Annotated in this window: 17 protein-coding genes; 11 read left to right on the top strand and 6 right to left on the bottom strand. The window is 68.4% G+C overall.

The window, feature by feature from the left end; all coding sequences use genetic code 11:
* Nucleotides 1-26: 26 nt before the first annotated feature.
* Nucleotides 27-866 (top strand): pyrroline-5-carboxylate reductase, encoded by an 840-nt coding sequence (gene proC, locus RAC81_RS05120; RefSeq protein WP_375081315.1) that lies wholly within the window; start codon nt 27-29, stop codon nt 864-866.
* A gap of 17 nt (nt 867-883) precedes the next feature.
* Here the strand turns inward: proC and RAC81_RS05115 are convergent, their stop codons facing one another.
* A complete protein-coding gene (locus RAC81_RS05115) occupies nt 884-1,555 on the bottom strand; it encodes a potassium channel family protein (RefSeq protein WP_375081314.1) in 672 nt (223 codons plus the stop codon).
* Entirely contained in the window at nt 1,548-2,978 is a 1,431-nt protein-coding gene (locus RAC81_RS05110; RefSeq protein ID WP_375081313.1) for a TrkH family potassium uptake protein, read from the bottom strand. Before RAC81_RS05110 ends, RAC81_RS05115 begins: the two co-directional genes overlap by 8 nt.
* 104 nt (nt 2,979-3,082) lie before the next feature.
* Between RAC81_RS05110 and RAC81_RS05105 the strand changes: the two genes are divergently transcribed.
* From RAC81_RS05105 to RAC81_RS05060, 10 genes are all read left to right on the top strand, one after another.
* Nucleotides 3,083-3,499 carry a helix-turn-helix transcriptional regulator gene (locus tag RAC81_RS05105; RefSeq protein WP_096713443.1) on the top strand — a complete coding sequence of 139 codons (417 nt, stop codon included), beginning with the start codon at nt 3,083-3,085 and terminating at the stop codon, nt 3,497-3,499.
* Nucleotides 3,500-3,740: 241 nt separating this feature from the next.
* Nucleotides 3,741-4,667, top strand: coding sequence for a cyclase family protein (locus RAC81_RS05100; protein ID WP_375081312.1), 927 nt, complete (start codon nt 3,741-3,743; stop codon nt 4,665-4,667).
* Between the two features lie 75 nt (nt 4,668-4,742).
* A complete protein-coding gene (locus RAC81_RS05095; RefSeq protein WP_375081311.1) occupies nt 4,743-4,934 on the top strand; it encodes a helix-turn-helix domain-containing protein in 192 nt (63 codons plus the stop codon).
* A 140-nt stretch (nt 4,935-5,074) separates the two neighbouring features.
* Nucleotides 5,075-5,173 carry a 30S ribosomal protein bS22 gene (locus RAC81_RS05090; RefSeq protein WP_003792170.1) on the top strand — a complete coding sequence of 33 codons (99 nt, stop codon included), beginning with the start codon at nt 5,075-5,077 and terminating at the stop codon, nt 5,171-5,173.
* An 81-nt stretch (nt 5,174-5,254) separates the two neighbouring features.
* Nucleotides 5,255-5,557 carry a rhodanese-like domain-containing protein gene (locus tag RAC81_RS05085; protein ID WP_375081310.1) on the top strand — a complete coding sequence of 101 codons (303 nt, stop codon included), beginning with the start codon at nt 5,255-5,257 and terminating at the stop codon, nt 5,555-5,557.
* Entirely contained in the window at nt 5,554-5,850 is a 297-nt protein-coding gene (locus tag RAC81_RS05080; RefSeq protein ID WP_375081309.1) for a glutaredoxin family protein, read from the top strand. The genes RAC81_RS05085 and RAC81_RS05080 overlap by 4 nt, the downstream gene beginning before the upstream one ends.
* A complete protein-coding gene (locus RAC81_RS05075; protein WP_375081308.1) occupies nt 5,847-6,149 on the top strand; it encodes a Dabb family protein in 303 nt (100 codons plus the stop codon). Before RAC81_RS05080 ends, RAC81_RS05075 begins: the two co-directional genes overlap by 4 nt.
* 140 nt (nt 6,150-6,289) lie before the next feature.
* Entirely contained in the window at nt 6,290-7,105 is an 816-nt protein-coding gene (locus RAC81_RS05070; protein ID WP_375081307.1) for a basic amino acid ABC transporter substrate-binding protein, read from the top strand.
* 36 nt (nt 7,106-7,141) lie between these two features.
* On the top strand, nt 7,142-7,939 hold the full coding sequence (locus RAC81_RS05065; RefSeq protein ID WP_375081306.1) for an amino acid ABC transporter permease: 798 nt from the start codon (nt 7,142-7,144) through the stop codon (nt 7,937-7,939).
* Nucleotides 7,936-8,691 (top strand): amino acid ABC transporter ATP-binding protein, encoded by a 756-nt coding sequence (locus RAC81_RS05060; RefSeq protein ID WP_096713393.1) that lies wholly within the window; start codon nt 7,936-7,938, stop codon nt 8,689-8,691. Before RAC81_RS05065 ends, RAC81_RS05060 begins: the two co-directional genes overlap by 4 nt.
* A gap of 214 nt (nt 8,692-8,905) precedes the next feature.
* Here the strand turns inward: RAC81_RS05060 and RAC81_RS05055 are convergent, their stop codons facing one another.
* Genes RAC81_RS05055 through RAC81_RS05040 form a run of 4 tightly spaced genes read right to left on the bottom strand, consistent with a single transcriptional unit; the run spans nt 8,906 to nt 12,865 of the window.
* On the bottom strand, nt 8,906-9,985 hold the full coding sequence (locus RAC81_RS05055; RefSeq protein ID WP_375081305.1) for an ABC transporter ATP-binding protein: 1,080 nt from the start codon (nt 9,983-9,985) through the stop codon (nt 8,906-8,908).
* Nucleotides 9,982-10,776 (bottom strand): ABC transporter permease, encoded by a 795-nt coding sequence (locus tag RAC81_RS05050; RefSeq protein ID WP_375081304.1) that lies wholly within the window; start codon nt 10,774-10,776, stop codon nt 9,982-9,984. The genes RAC81_RS05055 and RAC81_RS05050 overlap by 4 nt, the downstream gene beginning before the upstream one ends.
* On the bottom strand, nt 10,773-11,723 hold the full coding sequence (locus RAC81_RS05045) for an ABC transporter permease (protein WP_375081303.1): 951 nt from the start codon (nt 11,721-11,723) through the stop codon (nt 10,773-10,775). Before RAC81_RS05045 ends, RAC81_RS05050 begins: the two co-directional genes overlap by 4 nt.
* Nucleotides 11,720-12,865 carry an ABC transporter substrate-binding protein gene (locus RAC81_RS05040; protein WP_375081302.1) on the bottom strand — a complete coding sequence of 382 codons (1,146 nt, stop codon included), beginning with the start codon at nt 12,863-12,865 and terminating at the stop codon, nt 11,720-11,722. Before RAC81_RS05040 ends, RAC81_RS05045 begins: the two co-directional genes overlap by 4 nt.
* Between the last annotated feature and the right edge of the window lie 123 nt (nt 12,866-12,988).

The raw sequence follows: 12,988 nt of genomic DNA, 5'->3' as shown, positions 1-12,988 counted from the left end.
GGGTGAGCCCGCCGTAGGATGACGACATGGCTGACTCCCTTCCCTCTCTCGCGTTCGTCGGTGCCGGATCGATGGGAGGAGCCATCCTCCGCGGAGTGATCGCCTCCGGCATCCACGTCGACGGCGGGATCACCGCCACCAACCGCTCCGCCGACAAGGCCGCGGCCCTCGCCGACCTCGACGGCGTCACCAGCATCGCGCTCTCCGAGCAGCCGGACGGCAACGCCGCGGCGGTCTCCGGCGCCCGGATCGTGCTCGTCGGCGTCAAGCCGGCCATGGTGCCCGACCTGCTCCGCGAGATCGTCCCGTCGCTGGGCGACGACACCATCGTCGTGAGCCTCGCGGCGGGCGTCACCCTCGCGACGTTCGCGGACATCCTCGGCGCCGACGCCCGCATCGTCCGGTCGATGCCGAACACCCCGGCAACCGTGGGCAGGGCCGTCACCGGTCTCGCAGCAGGGGGTGCCGCCTCCGCCGCCGACCTCGCCCTCGTCCGCCGCCTGTTCGAGACGGTCGGAGCGGTGATCGAGGTGCCGGAGTCGCAGATCGATGCGCTCTCGACCATCTCGGGCTCTGGCCCGGCCTACGTGTTCCTCCTCATCGAGGAGCTCACGAAGGCGGCCGAGGTCATGGGGTTCGACCGGGCCGACGCTCGACTCATGGCCGAGCAGACCTTCATCGGCGCGACCGCGCTGCTCGACGTCTCGGGGGAGGAGCCCGCAGAGCTGCGGCGACGCGTCACCAGCCCGAAGGGCACGACGGAGCGGGCGGTCGCCGTGCTGCAGGATGCGCACCTCGATCGCACGTTCGCGGATGCCGCGGCGGCGGCTCTCGCGAGGGCGAAGGAGCTCGCCGCAGGCGCCTGAGTTCGAAGGCGCGGAAATCAGCGATCGAGTGCCGCGAAGCGCTCGATGTCGCTGTTGGTGCCTGAGACGATGATGAGGTCGTGGTTCGTGACGATCGTGTTCGCCTCGGCGTAGCGGAACGGCTTGCCAGGACTCTTCACCCCGACGACCGTCACCCTGTACTTGCTGCGCACGCCGGACTCGTTGAGGCCGATGCCGCGGATGAACTTGGGCGGGTACATCTTCGCCAGCACGAAATCGTCGTCGAAGCGGATGAAGTCGAGCATCCGCCCGCTGACCAGGTGCGCCACGCGCTCGCCGGCCTCGCGCTCAGGGTAGATCACGTGGTTGGCGCCGACGCGGGCCAGGATCTTACCGTGCGACTGCGAGACCGCCTTCGCCCAGATCTGCGGCACCTTGAGGTCGACGAGGTTGGCGGTGATGAGGACGGATGCCTCGATCGACGAGCCGACCGCGACGACGGCGACCTGGAAGTCCTGCGCGCCGATCTGGCGCAGGGCGTCGATGTTCTTCGCGTCGGCCTGCACCGTGTGGGTGACCCGGTCGGACCACTTCTGCACGAGCTCGAGGTTGCCGTCGATCGCGAGCACCTCGCGATCGAGGCGGTCGAGCTCGCCGGCGCACGCAGCGCCGAACCGGCCGAGACCGATGACGAGGACGGGAGCGTCGCCCCGGAGGACATCAACCAACGATCGGCCTTTCCACGGGCAGTGAGTAGTACTGCGTTCGCGATGTCGCGGCGACGGCCGCGGCGAGAGTCACTGTACCAACGCGCCCCATGAAGATGGTGGCGGCGAGCACGTAGGCGCCGGCGTCCGGCAGCTCGGCCGTGAGTCCAGACGAGAGGCCCACCGTCGCGAAGGCGGAGATCACGTCGAACAGCACGTGACTGATGTCGGCCTTCGTGATCTGTGCGATCACGATCGTCGACAGCGCCACGATGGTGGCGCCCCACGCGACGACGCTGAGCGCGACGCGCTGCACGTCGCTGGGGATGCGGCGGCCGAACGCCTCGACCGACTGACGGCCCTTCGCCTCCGACCACACCGCGATGGCGAGCACCGCCAGGGTCGTCACCTTGATGCCGCCGGCGGTGGATGCCGAGCCGCCGCCGACGAACATGAGCATGCTCGCGGCCAGCAGCGACGAGCCGTTCATGTCGTCGATCTCGATCACGCTGAACCCGCCGGAGCGGGTCATCGCCGACAGGAAGAACGCCTGGAACGTCGTGTCCGCGGCATCCATCGACCCGAAGGTCTTCGGGTTGTTGTATTCGAGCACGAGGAACACCGCGGCTCCGAGCACGAAGAGCAGCACGGTCGTGACCAGCGTGAGCTTTGTGTGCAGCGACCACTTCTGCACGTGCCAGACGTGTTTCGCGAGCGTGTAGATCACCGGGAACCCGATGCTCCCGAGGAACACGCCCACCATGAGCAGCGAGAGCACGAGGTAGTCGTCGGCGAACACGGCGACCCCGCCGTCGTTCGGGGCGAAGCCCGTGTTCGTGAAGGCCATGGCCGAGAAGTACGGAGCCTCCCACAGGGCGGCGATCGGGTCGACCCCCGCCATCACCAGCGCGGGGTAGAGGAGCACGGCGAGCGTGCCCTCGATGATGAGGGCCGAGACCGCGACGGTGGTGAGCAGCTGGCCGACCTCGCCGAGACGAACGGTCTGGCTCTCGTTGACCACACCGCCGTGCGCGCGCAGGGGGTTGGTGTCGCCGGCCGCGAGGAGCTTGGCTCGAAGCCCGAGCCGCTTCGAGATGAGCATGCCCATGAGCGAGGCCAGAGTCAGCACGCCGAGGGCGCCGATGTTGACGCCGATGAAGATCAGCACGTGCCCGAACGGGGACCAGTGGTTGGCCATGTCGACCGTGGCCAGTCCGGTGACGCAGATCGTCGACACCGCCGTGAACAGCGCGTCCGCGAGCGGTGTGACGGTTCGTGACGCCGACGAGATCGGCAGCGACAGCAGGACCGTGAAGACGAGGATCAGGAGGGCGAAGATCACGATCGCGAAGCGCGATGGCGAGGACGTGATGATGTGCTTGCCCCAGGATGCCGCGGTCTTGAGGCGATGGCCGGGAGACGACGCAGACACGATGCCCGACATCGCGTCCCCCTTCGTCCGACTCCCCACCCCAGCGGCGGCGGCACGGCGGCGTTCGCCGAGCCTTCGTCATGGTACTCCGTGCCGGGGACGACTACCCTGATCACATGACCGACATCTTCGACGTGATCGCAGACGGCACGAGGCGCGACATCCTCCAGCTCCTCCTGCGGCGCACCTCGGAAGGGGATGCCGGCACGAGCGTGAGCCACATCGTCGCCGACCTCGGCATCAGCCAGCCGACCGTGTCGAAGCACCTGAAGGTCCTCCGCGAGGCGGAGCTCGTGAGCGTGCGGGAGGACGGTCAGCGTCGCTTCTACAGCCTCGCGGTCGAGCCGCTCGAAGCCGTCGACGACTGGCTGGTGCCGTTCCTCGTCGACGCCTACGGCGATGACGCGCCGGACATCGACTACCCGGGCCAGCCGCTGCCGGACGGAGCTGCGCACGCCGCCGAGGTCGTCGGCCGTGCCGCGGCATCCGCGAAGCACGTCGTCACGTCGGCTCTGAAGCGCTTCGGGAACTGATCCGTCGGACGCATTCCGCCCCCGACGACACGGGGGGCTTGTCGTCGGGGGCGGAACCGCGGGCCCCATACCCGCGTGGGCCGGAAAGGTGCCTGTCCGAGCCGTCGTCTCAGCGTGTCAGGCGCGCCTGAACGGATGCGGGACGGCCGCTATGTCTCTCCTGGGATCACCCGGGCGCCGCACCCCTGGGATCACCGGGGTGCTGCACCGCAGTGTCACGGCCCTTTGCCATGATGTGGAGATGACGCGACCTGCCGAGTACCGGGCCCACTTCGACTTCTCACTCTCGTTCGCGAACGGAGGGGGACTGGCAGGCGAAGGCTTCCGTCTCGACCTGCCTTCGGCCCACCTCGGTGAAGCGGAGATCGCGACGCTGCTCGTGCGCCACCTCGGACTCGCGCTCGTCCAGGACGTCGAGCTACGGGACCTGCAGATCGTCGAGGAGTCGCATCGCGGCTCGCGGGGCGTGGAGGCTCCGGCGGCGGCAGGTCGGCGGGTGATCGACCTCAGTCACCCCATCGAGGAGGGGCTCGTGACCTACCCGGGACTCCCGGCACCGGTCATCACGCCCCACCTCACCCGCGAGGATTCGCGCGGGAAGTACGCGGCGGGCACCGAGTTCGCGATGGACATCATCACGATGATCGGCAATACGGGGACGTATATCGACGCGCCCTTCCACCGCTACGTTGACGGCGGTGACCTCGCAGCGCTGGACCTGAGTACTCTCGTCGACCTCCCGGCGGAGGTCTTCCACCTTCACGACGCGTGGACGTCGGAGCGGCGCGGCATCGATGCGGCCACGCTCGCGGATCGCGACCTCGCGGGGGCCGCGGTGCTGCTCGACACGGGATGGAGTCGTCACTTCGGGACGCCGGCCTACGGCAGCGGTGCGCCCTTCCTCACCGAGGGCGGCGCGCGTCATCTCGTCGAGGCGGGTGTCGTGCTCGTCGGCATCGACTCGCTCAACATCGATGACACCGAGAGCGGAGGGGAGCGGCCGGCGCACAGCATCCTGCTGGCCGCGGGCGTGCACGTGGTCGAGCACCTGACCGAGCTGGCCGCGGTGCCGGCGCGCGGGGCTCGATTCACCGCGGCGCCGCCAGCCGTCCGCGGATTCGGCACGTTCCCGGTCCGGGCCTTCGCCACCGTCGACGGCGAACATTGATCACACGAGTCACACGGGTTTACACGCGTCCCAGCCAGACCATAGAGTGTGCACATCGAGAAAGGGGTACGTGGGATGCCCGAGGTGCCAGATGTCCGGTTCCTTACGGTGGCTGAGGTCGCCGAGTTGATGCGTGTGTCGAAGATGACCGTTTATCGGATGGTGCATGCTGGGGAGTTGCCTGCCATCCGCTTCGGTCGGAGTTTCCGTGTGCCGGAGTCCGCGGTCGCCGAGGCGCTGCAGCGTCCGATCTCCGACGTCGGCTGAACACCGGGCGGGGGTCCGCCTCTCCCGGTGACGGAGCAGGCCGTTGGATTTGCTAGACTGCTCCGAGGCATTTTTTTCCATGCCCGTACCCGGGTGTCCGCGACCATGCGACGCCCAGCCCCTGACGTAGTGAGGTTTCCGTGGGTTCTGTCATCAAGAAGCGCCGCAAGCGCATGGCGAAGAAGAAGCACCGCAAGCTGCTTCGCAAGACTCGCCACCAGCGCCGCAACAAGAAGTAAGCGGCCAGACACTGAGCGCCTGTCTCCGGACGGGCGCTTCGTGTCTCTGCCTCCGGTTCCGCCTGACGTCGAGGAGTAGTCATGAAGTCGATCACCGTCACCGAGCTCGCCGAGCGACAGAACACGCCGCTCATCGATGTGCGTGAGGCGCACGAGTTCGCCGCAGGGCACGTGCCAGGCGCCGTCAACATCCCGATGTCCGAGATCGGCAACCGCCTGGAGGAGCTCCCGGCCGAGCCGTTCGACGTCATCTGCCAGGCCGGCGGGCGGTCCGCGCGCGTCGTCGAGGCGCTCGAAGCCCGCGGATACGACGCGACCAACGTCGAGGGCGGCACGGGCGAGTGGATCGCTCAGGGCCGCGAGGTCGAGGTGCCGTCGGCGTGACCACGCTGACGCTGATCGGCAAGCCCGACTGCCATCTCTGCGACGTCGCCTCGGAGATCGTCGACGCCGTCGTCGCCGAGCTGCCGGATGCCGCGGCCGAACGCATCGAGATCGTCGAGGCGTCGATCGCCGACGACCCCGCGCTGTACGAGCTGTGGTGGGAGAAGATCCCCGTCGTGCTCATCGACGGCGAGCTCCACGCGCACTGGCGGGTGTCGGCCGACCGTCTGCGCGAGGCGCTCGAGGCCGCCGTCGTCCGCGACGCCGAGAACCCCGCGAAGGAGACCCGATGACCATCCGCCACGTCGTGAGCTGGAAGCTCGCCGCCGAAGACCCCGAGGTGCGCGCCGAGCAGGCTGCGGAGGTCGCCGGCCGCCTGCTGGCACTCGACGGTGTCGTGCCGCAGCTGCGGTCGATCTCGGCCGGTGCGAACGTCGCATATCCGGATGCGAACTGGGATGTGACGCTGGTCGCGGACTTCGACTCGATCGCCGCGCTCGAGGAGTATCAGGTGCACCCTGCGCACGAGGAGGTCGTCGCATACGTCCGCTCCGTCGTGGCCGGACGCGTCGCCGTCGACTTCGAGATCTGACGCTCGCGGCGTCGGCGCCCTTTGCAACACAAACGTAATGCGCAGAGGGGGCTCGCGGTTCCGTCGGGCGGCGTCGCCCGTGTTTAGATGTTCTCCTACCCGTCCGTGGGCATTCGGCCCTCGTCCCCTCAGGAGCTGACATGCAGCGTCGCAACATCATCGCCGGGATCGCTCTCGCGGCGACCGCCACCCTCGCCCTCGCGGGCTGCGCAGGCGGCGCAGGAGGATCCGGATCCGGCGATTCTGCTGCGGACAACGAGTACGGCCTCGTCGAGGCGGGCACTCTGACGGTGTGCTCCGACATCCCCTACCCGCCCTTCGAGTTCGAGGGCGGCGACAACGGCACGGGGTACACCGGCTTCGACATCGACCTGCTCGACGCGATCGCGAAGAAGCTCGACCTCAAGCTCTCCGTCCAGGATGTCGGCTTCGACGCTCTGCAGTCGGGAACCACCCTTGCGGCCGGAACGTGCGACGTGGGCGCATCCGCCATGACCATCACCGACGAGCGCAAGGCGAACCTCGACTTCTCCGACCCCTATTACGACTCGCTGCAGTCGCTGCTCGTGCGCACCGACTCGGGAATCGCGTCGATCGACGACCTGAGCGGCAAGAACGTCGGCGTCCAGCAGGGCACCACGGGCGAGGCCTACGCGAATGAGAACGCGACCGGGGCGCAGATCGTGCAGTACCCCTCCGATGGCGAGCTGTGGCCCGCGATGCAGGCCGGTCAGATCGATGCGATCCTTCAAGACCAGCCGGTGAACCTCGAGCACGAGAAGGCCGACAGCGCCTACGAGATCGTCGAGGAGTACAACACCGACGAGTCCTACGGCTTCGCCTTCGCGAAGGGCGAGAAGGCCGAGCTGCTCGACGCCGTCAACGGCGCTCTGAAGGAGCTCCGCGACAGCGGCGACTACCAGACGATCTACGACACCTACTTCACCGCGAACTGACCCGGCGGTAGGCAAGGGATCGGGAGGACCTTGACAATGGCGTTGAGGCGCACCACGAAGCAGAAACTGTACCGGTACATCGTCTATGCGGTGCTGATCGCGATCGTCGTCTGGGCGGCGGTCACCACCAACTGGGCGAAGATCGGACCGCTCTTCTTCAACCCCGAGGTCGCGGCGAAGATGTTCCCCGGGATCATCACCACCGCCCTCGTGAACACCATCTGGTTCACCGTCGTGGCCTTCGCCGGAGGACTGCTGCTCGGCATCTTCCTCGCTCTGTTGAAGCTGTCGAGCATCGGCCCGTTCCGCTGGATCGCGACGGCCTGGATCGAGCTGTTCCGCGGTCTCCCGGCGATCCTGACGATCTTCGGCGTGGCCTTCATCGTGCCGATCGCCACAGGTATCCGCGGGCAGGAGCTCGGTGGTCCTGTGGTGCTCGGACTCATCGGATTGATCCTGGTCGCCTCGGCGTACATGGCGGAGACCATCCGCGCCGGCCTCCAGGCGGTGCCGAAGGGGCAGACAGAGGCGGCGCGGTCCCTCGGCATGTCGCCCATGAAGACGACGTTCTGGATCGTGGTGCCGCAGGGCTTCCGCATCATCATCCCGCCGCTCACGAACGAGTTCGTGCTGCTGCTCAAGGACACGTCGCTGCTCTTCATCGCTGGGGCGTTCATCTGGTCGAAGGAGCTCACGACGTTCGCTCGCGACGCGACGACGCAGAACTCCAACGCGACGCCGCTCATCATGGCGGCGATCCTGTACCTGATCGTGACGATCCCGCTCACGCGCTTCACGGCGTACCTCGAGCGGCGGATGGCGAGGCAGCGATGACCACCGATCTGATCGACGTCCACGCCCCGGCGATCGACGTCCAGGGACTCGTCAAGACCTTCGGCGACAACGAGGTGCTCAAGGGCATCGACCTCACGGTCACGGCCGGGGAGGTCGTCTGCGTGATCGGTCCGTCCGGCTCGGGCAAGTCGACGCTGCTGCGCTCGGTGAACCTGCTCGAGGAGCCGACCGACGGCAAGGTGCTCATCGAGGGCATCGACATCACCGACCCCGATGTCGACATCGACCGCGTCCGCACTCGCATCGGGATGGTGTTCCAGAGCTTCAACCTGTTCCCGCACCTCAGCGTGCTCGACAACCTGACGATCGCTCAGCGCCGTGTGAAGAAGCGCAACAAGGCCGACTCGGAGCGCATCGCGCACGAGATGCTCGGGCGGGTCGGGCTGGCCGAGAAGGCGAAGGCGTTCCCCGGGCACCTGTCCGGCGGGCAGCAGCAGCGCGTGGCGATCGCGCGGGCGCTGTGTATGAACCCCGACATGATGCTGTTCGACGAGCCGACGTCGGCGCTCGACCCCGAACTGGTCGGCGAAGTGCTGCAGGTCATGCGCTCGCTCGCCGACGAGGGCATGACGATGCTCGTCGTGACGCACGAGATGGGCTTCGCCCGTGAGGTCGGCTCGCGCCTGATCTTCATGGACGGCGGTCACATCGTCGAAGAGGGCGACCCGCGCGAGGTGCTGGCGAACCCCCAGCATCCGCGCACGCAGGACTTCCTCTCCCGCGTCCTCTGACGGTCGTCGCGCGCCCAGCCCCCGCGCGTCCTGCTCCGCGCGCGCTCCGCCTCCGGCGCGTCTCGCCGTCGCGCGCGTCCTACATCGCGCCCAGACCCACCATGCGCGCCGAAACCCACCAGCGCGGACGTGATCACTGGTGGGCTTCGACGCGCACGGTGGGCTTCGGCGCGGGCGGAGAAGGGGCGAGGGAAAGGGGGGCGTGGGGCGTCGATCAGCCGCGCGGGTGCACCGCTACCGGCTCGGGAGCCACCGCGATGCGCACGCGGTCGCCGAACGCGGGGTGGATGCCGGGGGCGTGCTGCAGCCGCACGAGTTCGCCCGACTCGGTGCGCACAAGCGTGCGGCGCATGCTGCCCAGGAACGTGCTCTCCTGCACGAGGGCGTCGGTCGCGGCATCCGCCTCCGACGCGAAGTGCACGTTCTCGGGCCGCAGGTAGACGTCGACGGGCCCGTCGGCGGGCGACTGCAGCGGAAGCCGCTGTCCCCACACCACGACGTGATCGCCCTCGGCGACGCCCGAGACGACGCTCGACAGCCCGACGAACGCCGCGACACCGGCCGTGGACGGCGTCGTGTACAGCTCTTCCGGCGTGCCGATCTGCTCGATGCGGCCGGAGTTCATCACGGCGATGCGGTCGGAGACGGCGAGGGCTTCCTCCTGGTCATGGGTCACGAAGACCGTGGTGATCCCGAGGCGCAGCTGGATGCGGCGGATCTCGTCGCGCAGCTGCACCCGCACCTTGGCGTCGAGCGCCGACAGCGGCTCATCGAGCAGCAGCACCTTCGGCTCGGTCACCAGCGCTCGGGCGAGCGCCACGCGCTGCTGCTGGCCACCGGAGAGCTGGTGCGGGTAGCGATCGGCGAAGTCGCCGAGACCCACGAGCGCGAGGGCGTCGAGCGCGCGCTTCGCGGCCTCCGCCTTTCCGACGCCGCGGCGACGCAGACCGAACGCCGTGTTGTCGACGACTCGCAGGTGCGGGAACAGCGAGTACGACTGGAAGACCATGCCGATGTCGCGCTTGTTCGTGGGGACGCGCGACACATCGCCGCCGTCGAGGAGCACGGCTCCGCTGTCGAGCCCTTCGAGTCCGGCGAGCACCCGCAGCAGCGTCGTCTTGCCGCATCCCGACGGCCCGAGCAGCGACACGAACTCGCCCGGAGCGATGTCGAGATCGACGCCGTGCAGCACCGTATTGCTGCCGTAGCTCTTGACGATGCTCTGCAGCTGCACGCGCGTTCCCTCACCGGCCTCGGCGAGCAGGATGTTGTCGGCGGTCTGGGGGAGGGTCATGACAGGGCCTTTCGATTGCCGCGCGCGACGCGGCCGATGAGGAGGAGCAGCACGAAGACGAACACCAGCGCCAGGAGGGTGAAGATCGCCGGCGCATACGGGTCCTGCTTCTGCACGACCACCATCGCGGTCTGGAACACCTGGCGGTTGAGCAGCGAGGCGATCGTGAACTCGCCCAGCACGACGGCGATCGAGATGAGCGATGCCGCGAGCAGTCCCTGGCGCAGGTTCGGCGCGAGGACCTTCAGCACGACGGTCGGCCAGCTGGCGCCGAGCGACCGCGCAGCCTCGGCGAGCGTGCGCAGGTCGGCGGCGTCGATCGACGCCTGGATCGAGCGGTAGGCGAAGGGCAGGACGGTGATCCCGTAGGCGAACGCCAGGGTCCACGTGCCGGTGCCGACCGTGCGGCCGATCTGCAGGTAGATCGGCGCTAGGCCGACCACGAGCACGATCGCGGGGATCGAGATCGGCAGCAGGACCGCGAACTCGAACGCCGGCTTGAGGCGCCCGAAGCGCAGGTTCACCAGGATCATGGTCGGCGCGAGCAGCAGCAGAACGATCGCGACGGTCACGACCGCGAGCACGAGCGAATTGCCGAGGCCCATCCAGATCGGACGGATCGCCGCGGACTTCTCCGGGTCGAACAGCGCGGCCCAGCGTTCGAGGCCGAGCGTGCCGTCGGTCTGACGCAGTGTGTACAGGAAGGTCGAGATGAGCGGGATCGCGAAGAACGCTCCGACGAGGATGCCGATGACCCAGCGCGTGACGGGGGAGGGGGCGAGACGGTTCACGACTGCCACCTCGCTGCCCGGCGCTGGATGAGCGAGTACAGGGCCATGACGACTCCGACGACGATGATCATGCCGAGCGCGAGGGCGCCGGCGAGGTTCTCACGGCCCAGCACGGTCTCGCTCGTGAGCGCTGTCCGGATCTGCAGCGGCACGATCTGCGACCCCTGGCTCGCGAGCGCGGCGGCGGTCGCGTACGAGGAGAAGGCGTTCGCGAACAGCAGCAGCAGGCTCGCGAGAAAGGACGGAGCGAGCACCGGGATGCCGATGCGCAGCCAGAAGCTTGAGCGCGTGCCGCCCAGGGTGAGGTTCGCCTCGGCCCACTGCGGCTTCAGCGCCGCCAGGGCCGGCATGAACGTGATGACCATGAGCGGGATCTGGAAGTAGATGTACGGCAGGATCAGGCCGGGCAGTTCGTACAGCCACGTGCCGTTCTCGTAGATGTTGATCCCGAACGTGTCCTGCAGGAAGAGCTTCAGCACGCCCTGGATGCCGATCGTCGCGATGAACGCGAACGCGAGCATGACACCGCCGAACTGCGCGAGCACGCCGGCCGCGGCATCCACCGTCGAGCGGACGACGCCCTCGGGATCCATGCCGAGCAGGGCGTAGCAGACGAGCGCACCGACGACCGCGCCGACCACGGCGGTGAGGAGCGAGAGCCAGGCGGAGTTGGCGAAGGTCGTGAGGACGACCGGATCGGCGAGTGCCGAGACGTTCGTCCAGGTGAAGTCGCCGTCTTTCGTGAAGAAGCCGGAGCCGATCGCGAGCACGGTCGGCACCGCCAGGAACAGGAGCACGTACGCGGCGAACGGGACGAGTCCCAGCCAGGCCGCGGACGGCGCCGAGCGCGGAGCCCGCGACGACGTCGCAGACCCCGCGCTGAGCGGAGCGGAGGGGACGGGGGCGGATGCCGAAGCATCCGCCCCCGCTGCGATGGCAGTGGTCACTGGACCGCCGCTGCCCACTTCTCGCCGAGCAGCGTGCCGGCGTTCGTCGACTGCTCCTCGGTCGGGACGACCGTCTCGGCCGGGACCTCGGGAAGGGCCGCGGCGAGGTCGGCGTCGATCGTGCCGGCCTCGGTCATGGCGTCCATGCGCGCCGGGCGGGCGCCGCCGCCGAGCCACAGGTTCTGCACCTCGTCGCTGTAGAGGAACTCCTGCCACAGGCGGGCGGCGGCCGGGTGCGGAGCGTCGGCGTTCACGGCCTGGTTGTAGTAGCCGGCGTAGCCGGTGCCGTCGAACACGACGACCTTCCAGTCCTTGTTGTCGGCGACGTGCGTCGCGTTCAGGTAGTCCCAGTCGAAGACGACGGGGGTCTCGCCGCTCGCGATCGTCGCGGTGGTCACGTCGACCTTGAGCAGGTTGCCGGCCTTCTGCAGTTCGGAGAAGAAGTCGATGCCCGGCTGGTAGTCGTCGAGCGTGCCATCGGACTGCACGGTCGCGAGGCCCACGGCGGCGAACGCCGCACCGGCCTGCGTCGGGTCGCCGTTGATCGCCACGGCGCCCTTGTAGTCGGCGCCCAGCAGGTCGTCGAGCGAGTCGGGCGCGGGGAACTTCGAGGAGTCGTAGCCGATCGACATGTAGCCGCCGTAGTCACCGACGAAGAGACCGGTGGGCTCCTTCAGCTCGTCGGGGATGTCATCCCACGTCTGCACCTTGTAGGGGGCGAAGTGGTCGGTGTTCTGCAGGGCGACGGTCAGGCCGAGGTCGAACACGTCGGGAGCGGTGTCGAGTCCCTTGTTGGTCTCCGCGGCCTGGATCTCCTCGGCGCTGGAGACATCGGGCGACGCCTCGTTGACCGTGATCTCGGGGTACTTCTCCATGAACAGGTCGATGATCTCGCCGTAGTTCGCCCAGTCGCGGGGCAGGGCGATGACGTTGAGCTGTCCCTCGGCCTTCGCTGCCTCCTCGAGGTCGGCGAACGTGCCGAAGTCCTCGACGGACGTGGCGGTCGCGGCGTCGACGGAACCCTCGCCAGAGCCGGAGCCCGCGGCGTCGGCCGCACCGGAGCAGGCGGTCAGGGCGAGGGCGGCCGTGGTGACCAGGGCGAGGCCGGCGCCGATGCGGGCGCGGCGGGTGATGCGAGACATGGGTGTCCTCTCGGTGTCCGGCGCTGTGAGCCGGTATTCGGGTTGCGAGAGGAAACTACGGCTCCCACGTTGCCGATCGTGCGGGGGTGGGTGAACGAACGGTGTCCGGTTCATGGCCGATCC

Source organism: Microbacterium sp. CR_7, assembly GCF_041954755.1.
GTDB lineage: Bacteria > Actinomycetota > Actinomycetes > Actinomycetales > Microbacteriaceae > Microbacterium.
This window is presented reverse-complemented; position numbering and strand designations above follow the sequence as displayed.

Bases quoted from the DNA above. Each gene is read 5' to 3' on its own strand.
- proC (WP_375081315.1), top strand. From the start codon at position 27: ATGGCTGACTCCCTTCCCTCTCTCGCGTTCGTCGGTGCCGGATCGATG.
- RAC81_RS05110 (WP_375081313.1), bottom strand. From the start codon at position 2,978: ATGTCGGGCATCGTGTCTGCGTCGTCTCCCGGCCATCGCCTCAAGACC.
- RAC81_RS05105 (WP_096713443.1), top strand. From the start codon at position 3,083: ATGACCGACATCTTCGACGTGATCGCAGACGGCACGAGGCGCGACATC.
- RAC81_RS05100 (WP_375081312.1), top strand. From the start codon at position 3,741: ATGACGCGACCTGCCGAGTACCGGGCCCACTTCGACTTCTCACTCTCG.
- RAC81_RS05095 (WP_375081311.1), top strand. From the start codon at position 4,743: ATGCCCGAGGTGCCAGATGTCCGGTTCCTTACGGTGGCTGAGGTCGCC.
- RAC81_RS05085 (WP_375081310.1), top strand. From the start codon at position 5,255: ATGAAGTCGATCACCGTCACCGAGCTCGCCGAGCGACAGAACACGCCG.
- RAC81_RS05075 (WP_375081308.1), top strand. From the start codon at position 5,847: ATGACCATCCGCCACGTCGTGAGCTGGAAGCTCGCCGCCGAAGACCCC.
- RAC81_RS05070 (WP_375081307.1), top strand. From the start codon at position 6,290: ATGCAGCGTCGCAACATCATCGCCGGGATCGCTCTCGCGGCGACCGCC.
- RAC81_RS05065 (WP_375081306.1), top strand. From the start codon at position 7,142: ATGGCGTTGAGGCGCACCACGAAGCAGAAACTGTACCGGTACATCGTC.
- RAC81_RS05060 (WP_096713393.1), top strand. From the start codon at position 7,936: ATGACCACCGATCTGATCGACGTCCACGCCCCGGCGATCGACGTCCAG.
- RAC81_RS05055 (WP_375081305.1), bottom strand. From the start codon at position 9,985: ATGACCCTCCCCCAGACCGCCGACAACATCCTGCTCGCCGAGGCCGGT.
- RAC81_RS05040 (WP_375081302.1), bottom strand. From the start codon at position 12,865: ATGTCTCGCATCACCCGCCGCGCCCGCATCGGCGCCGGCCTCGCCCTG.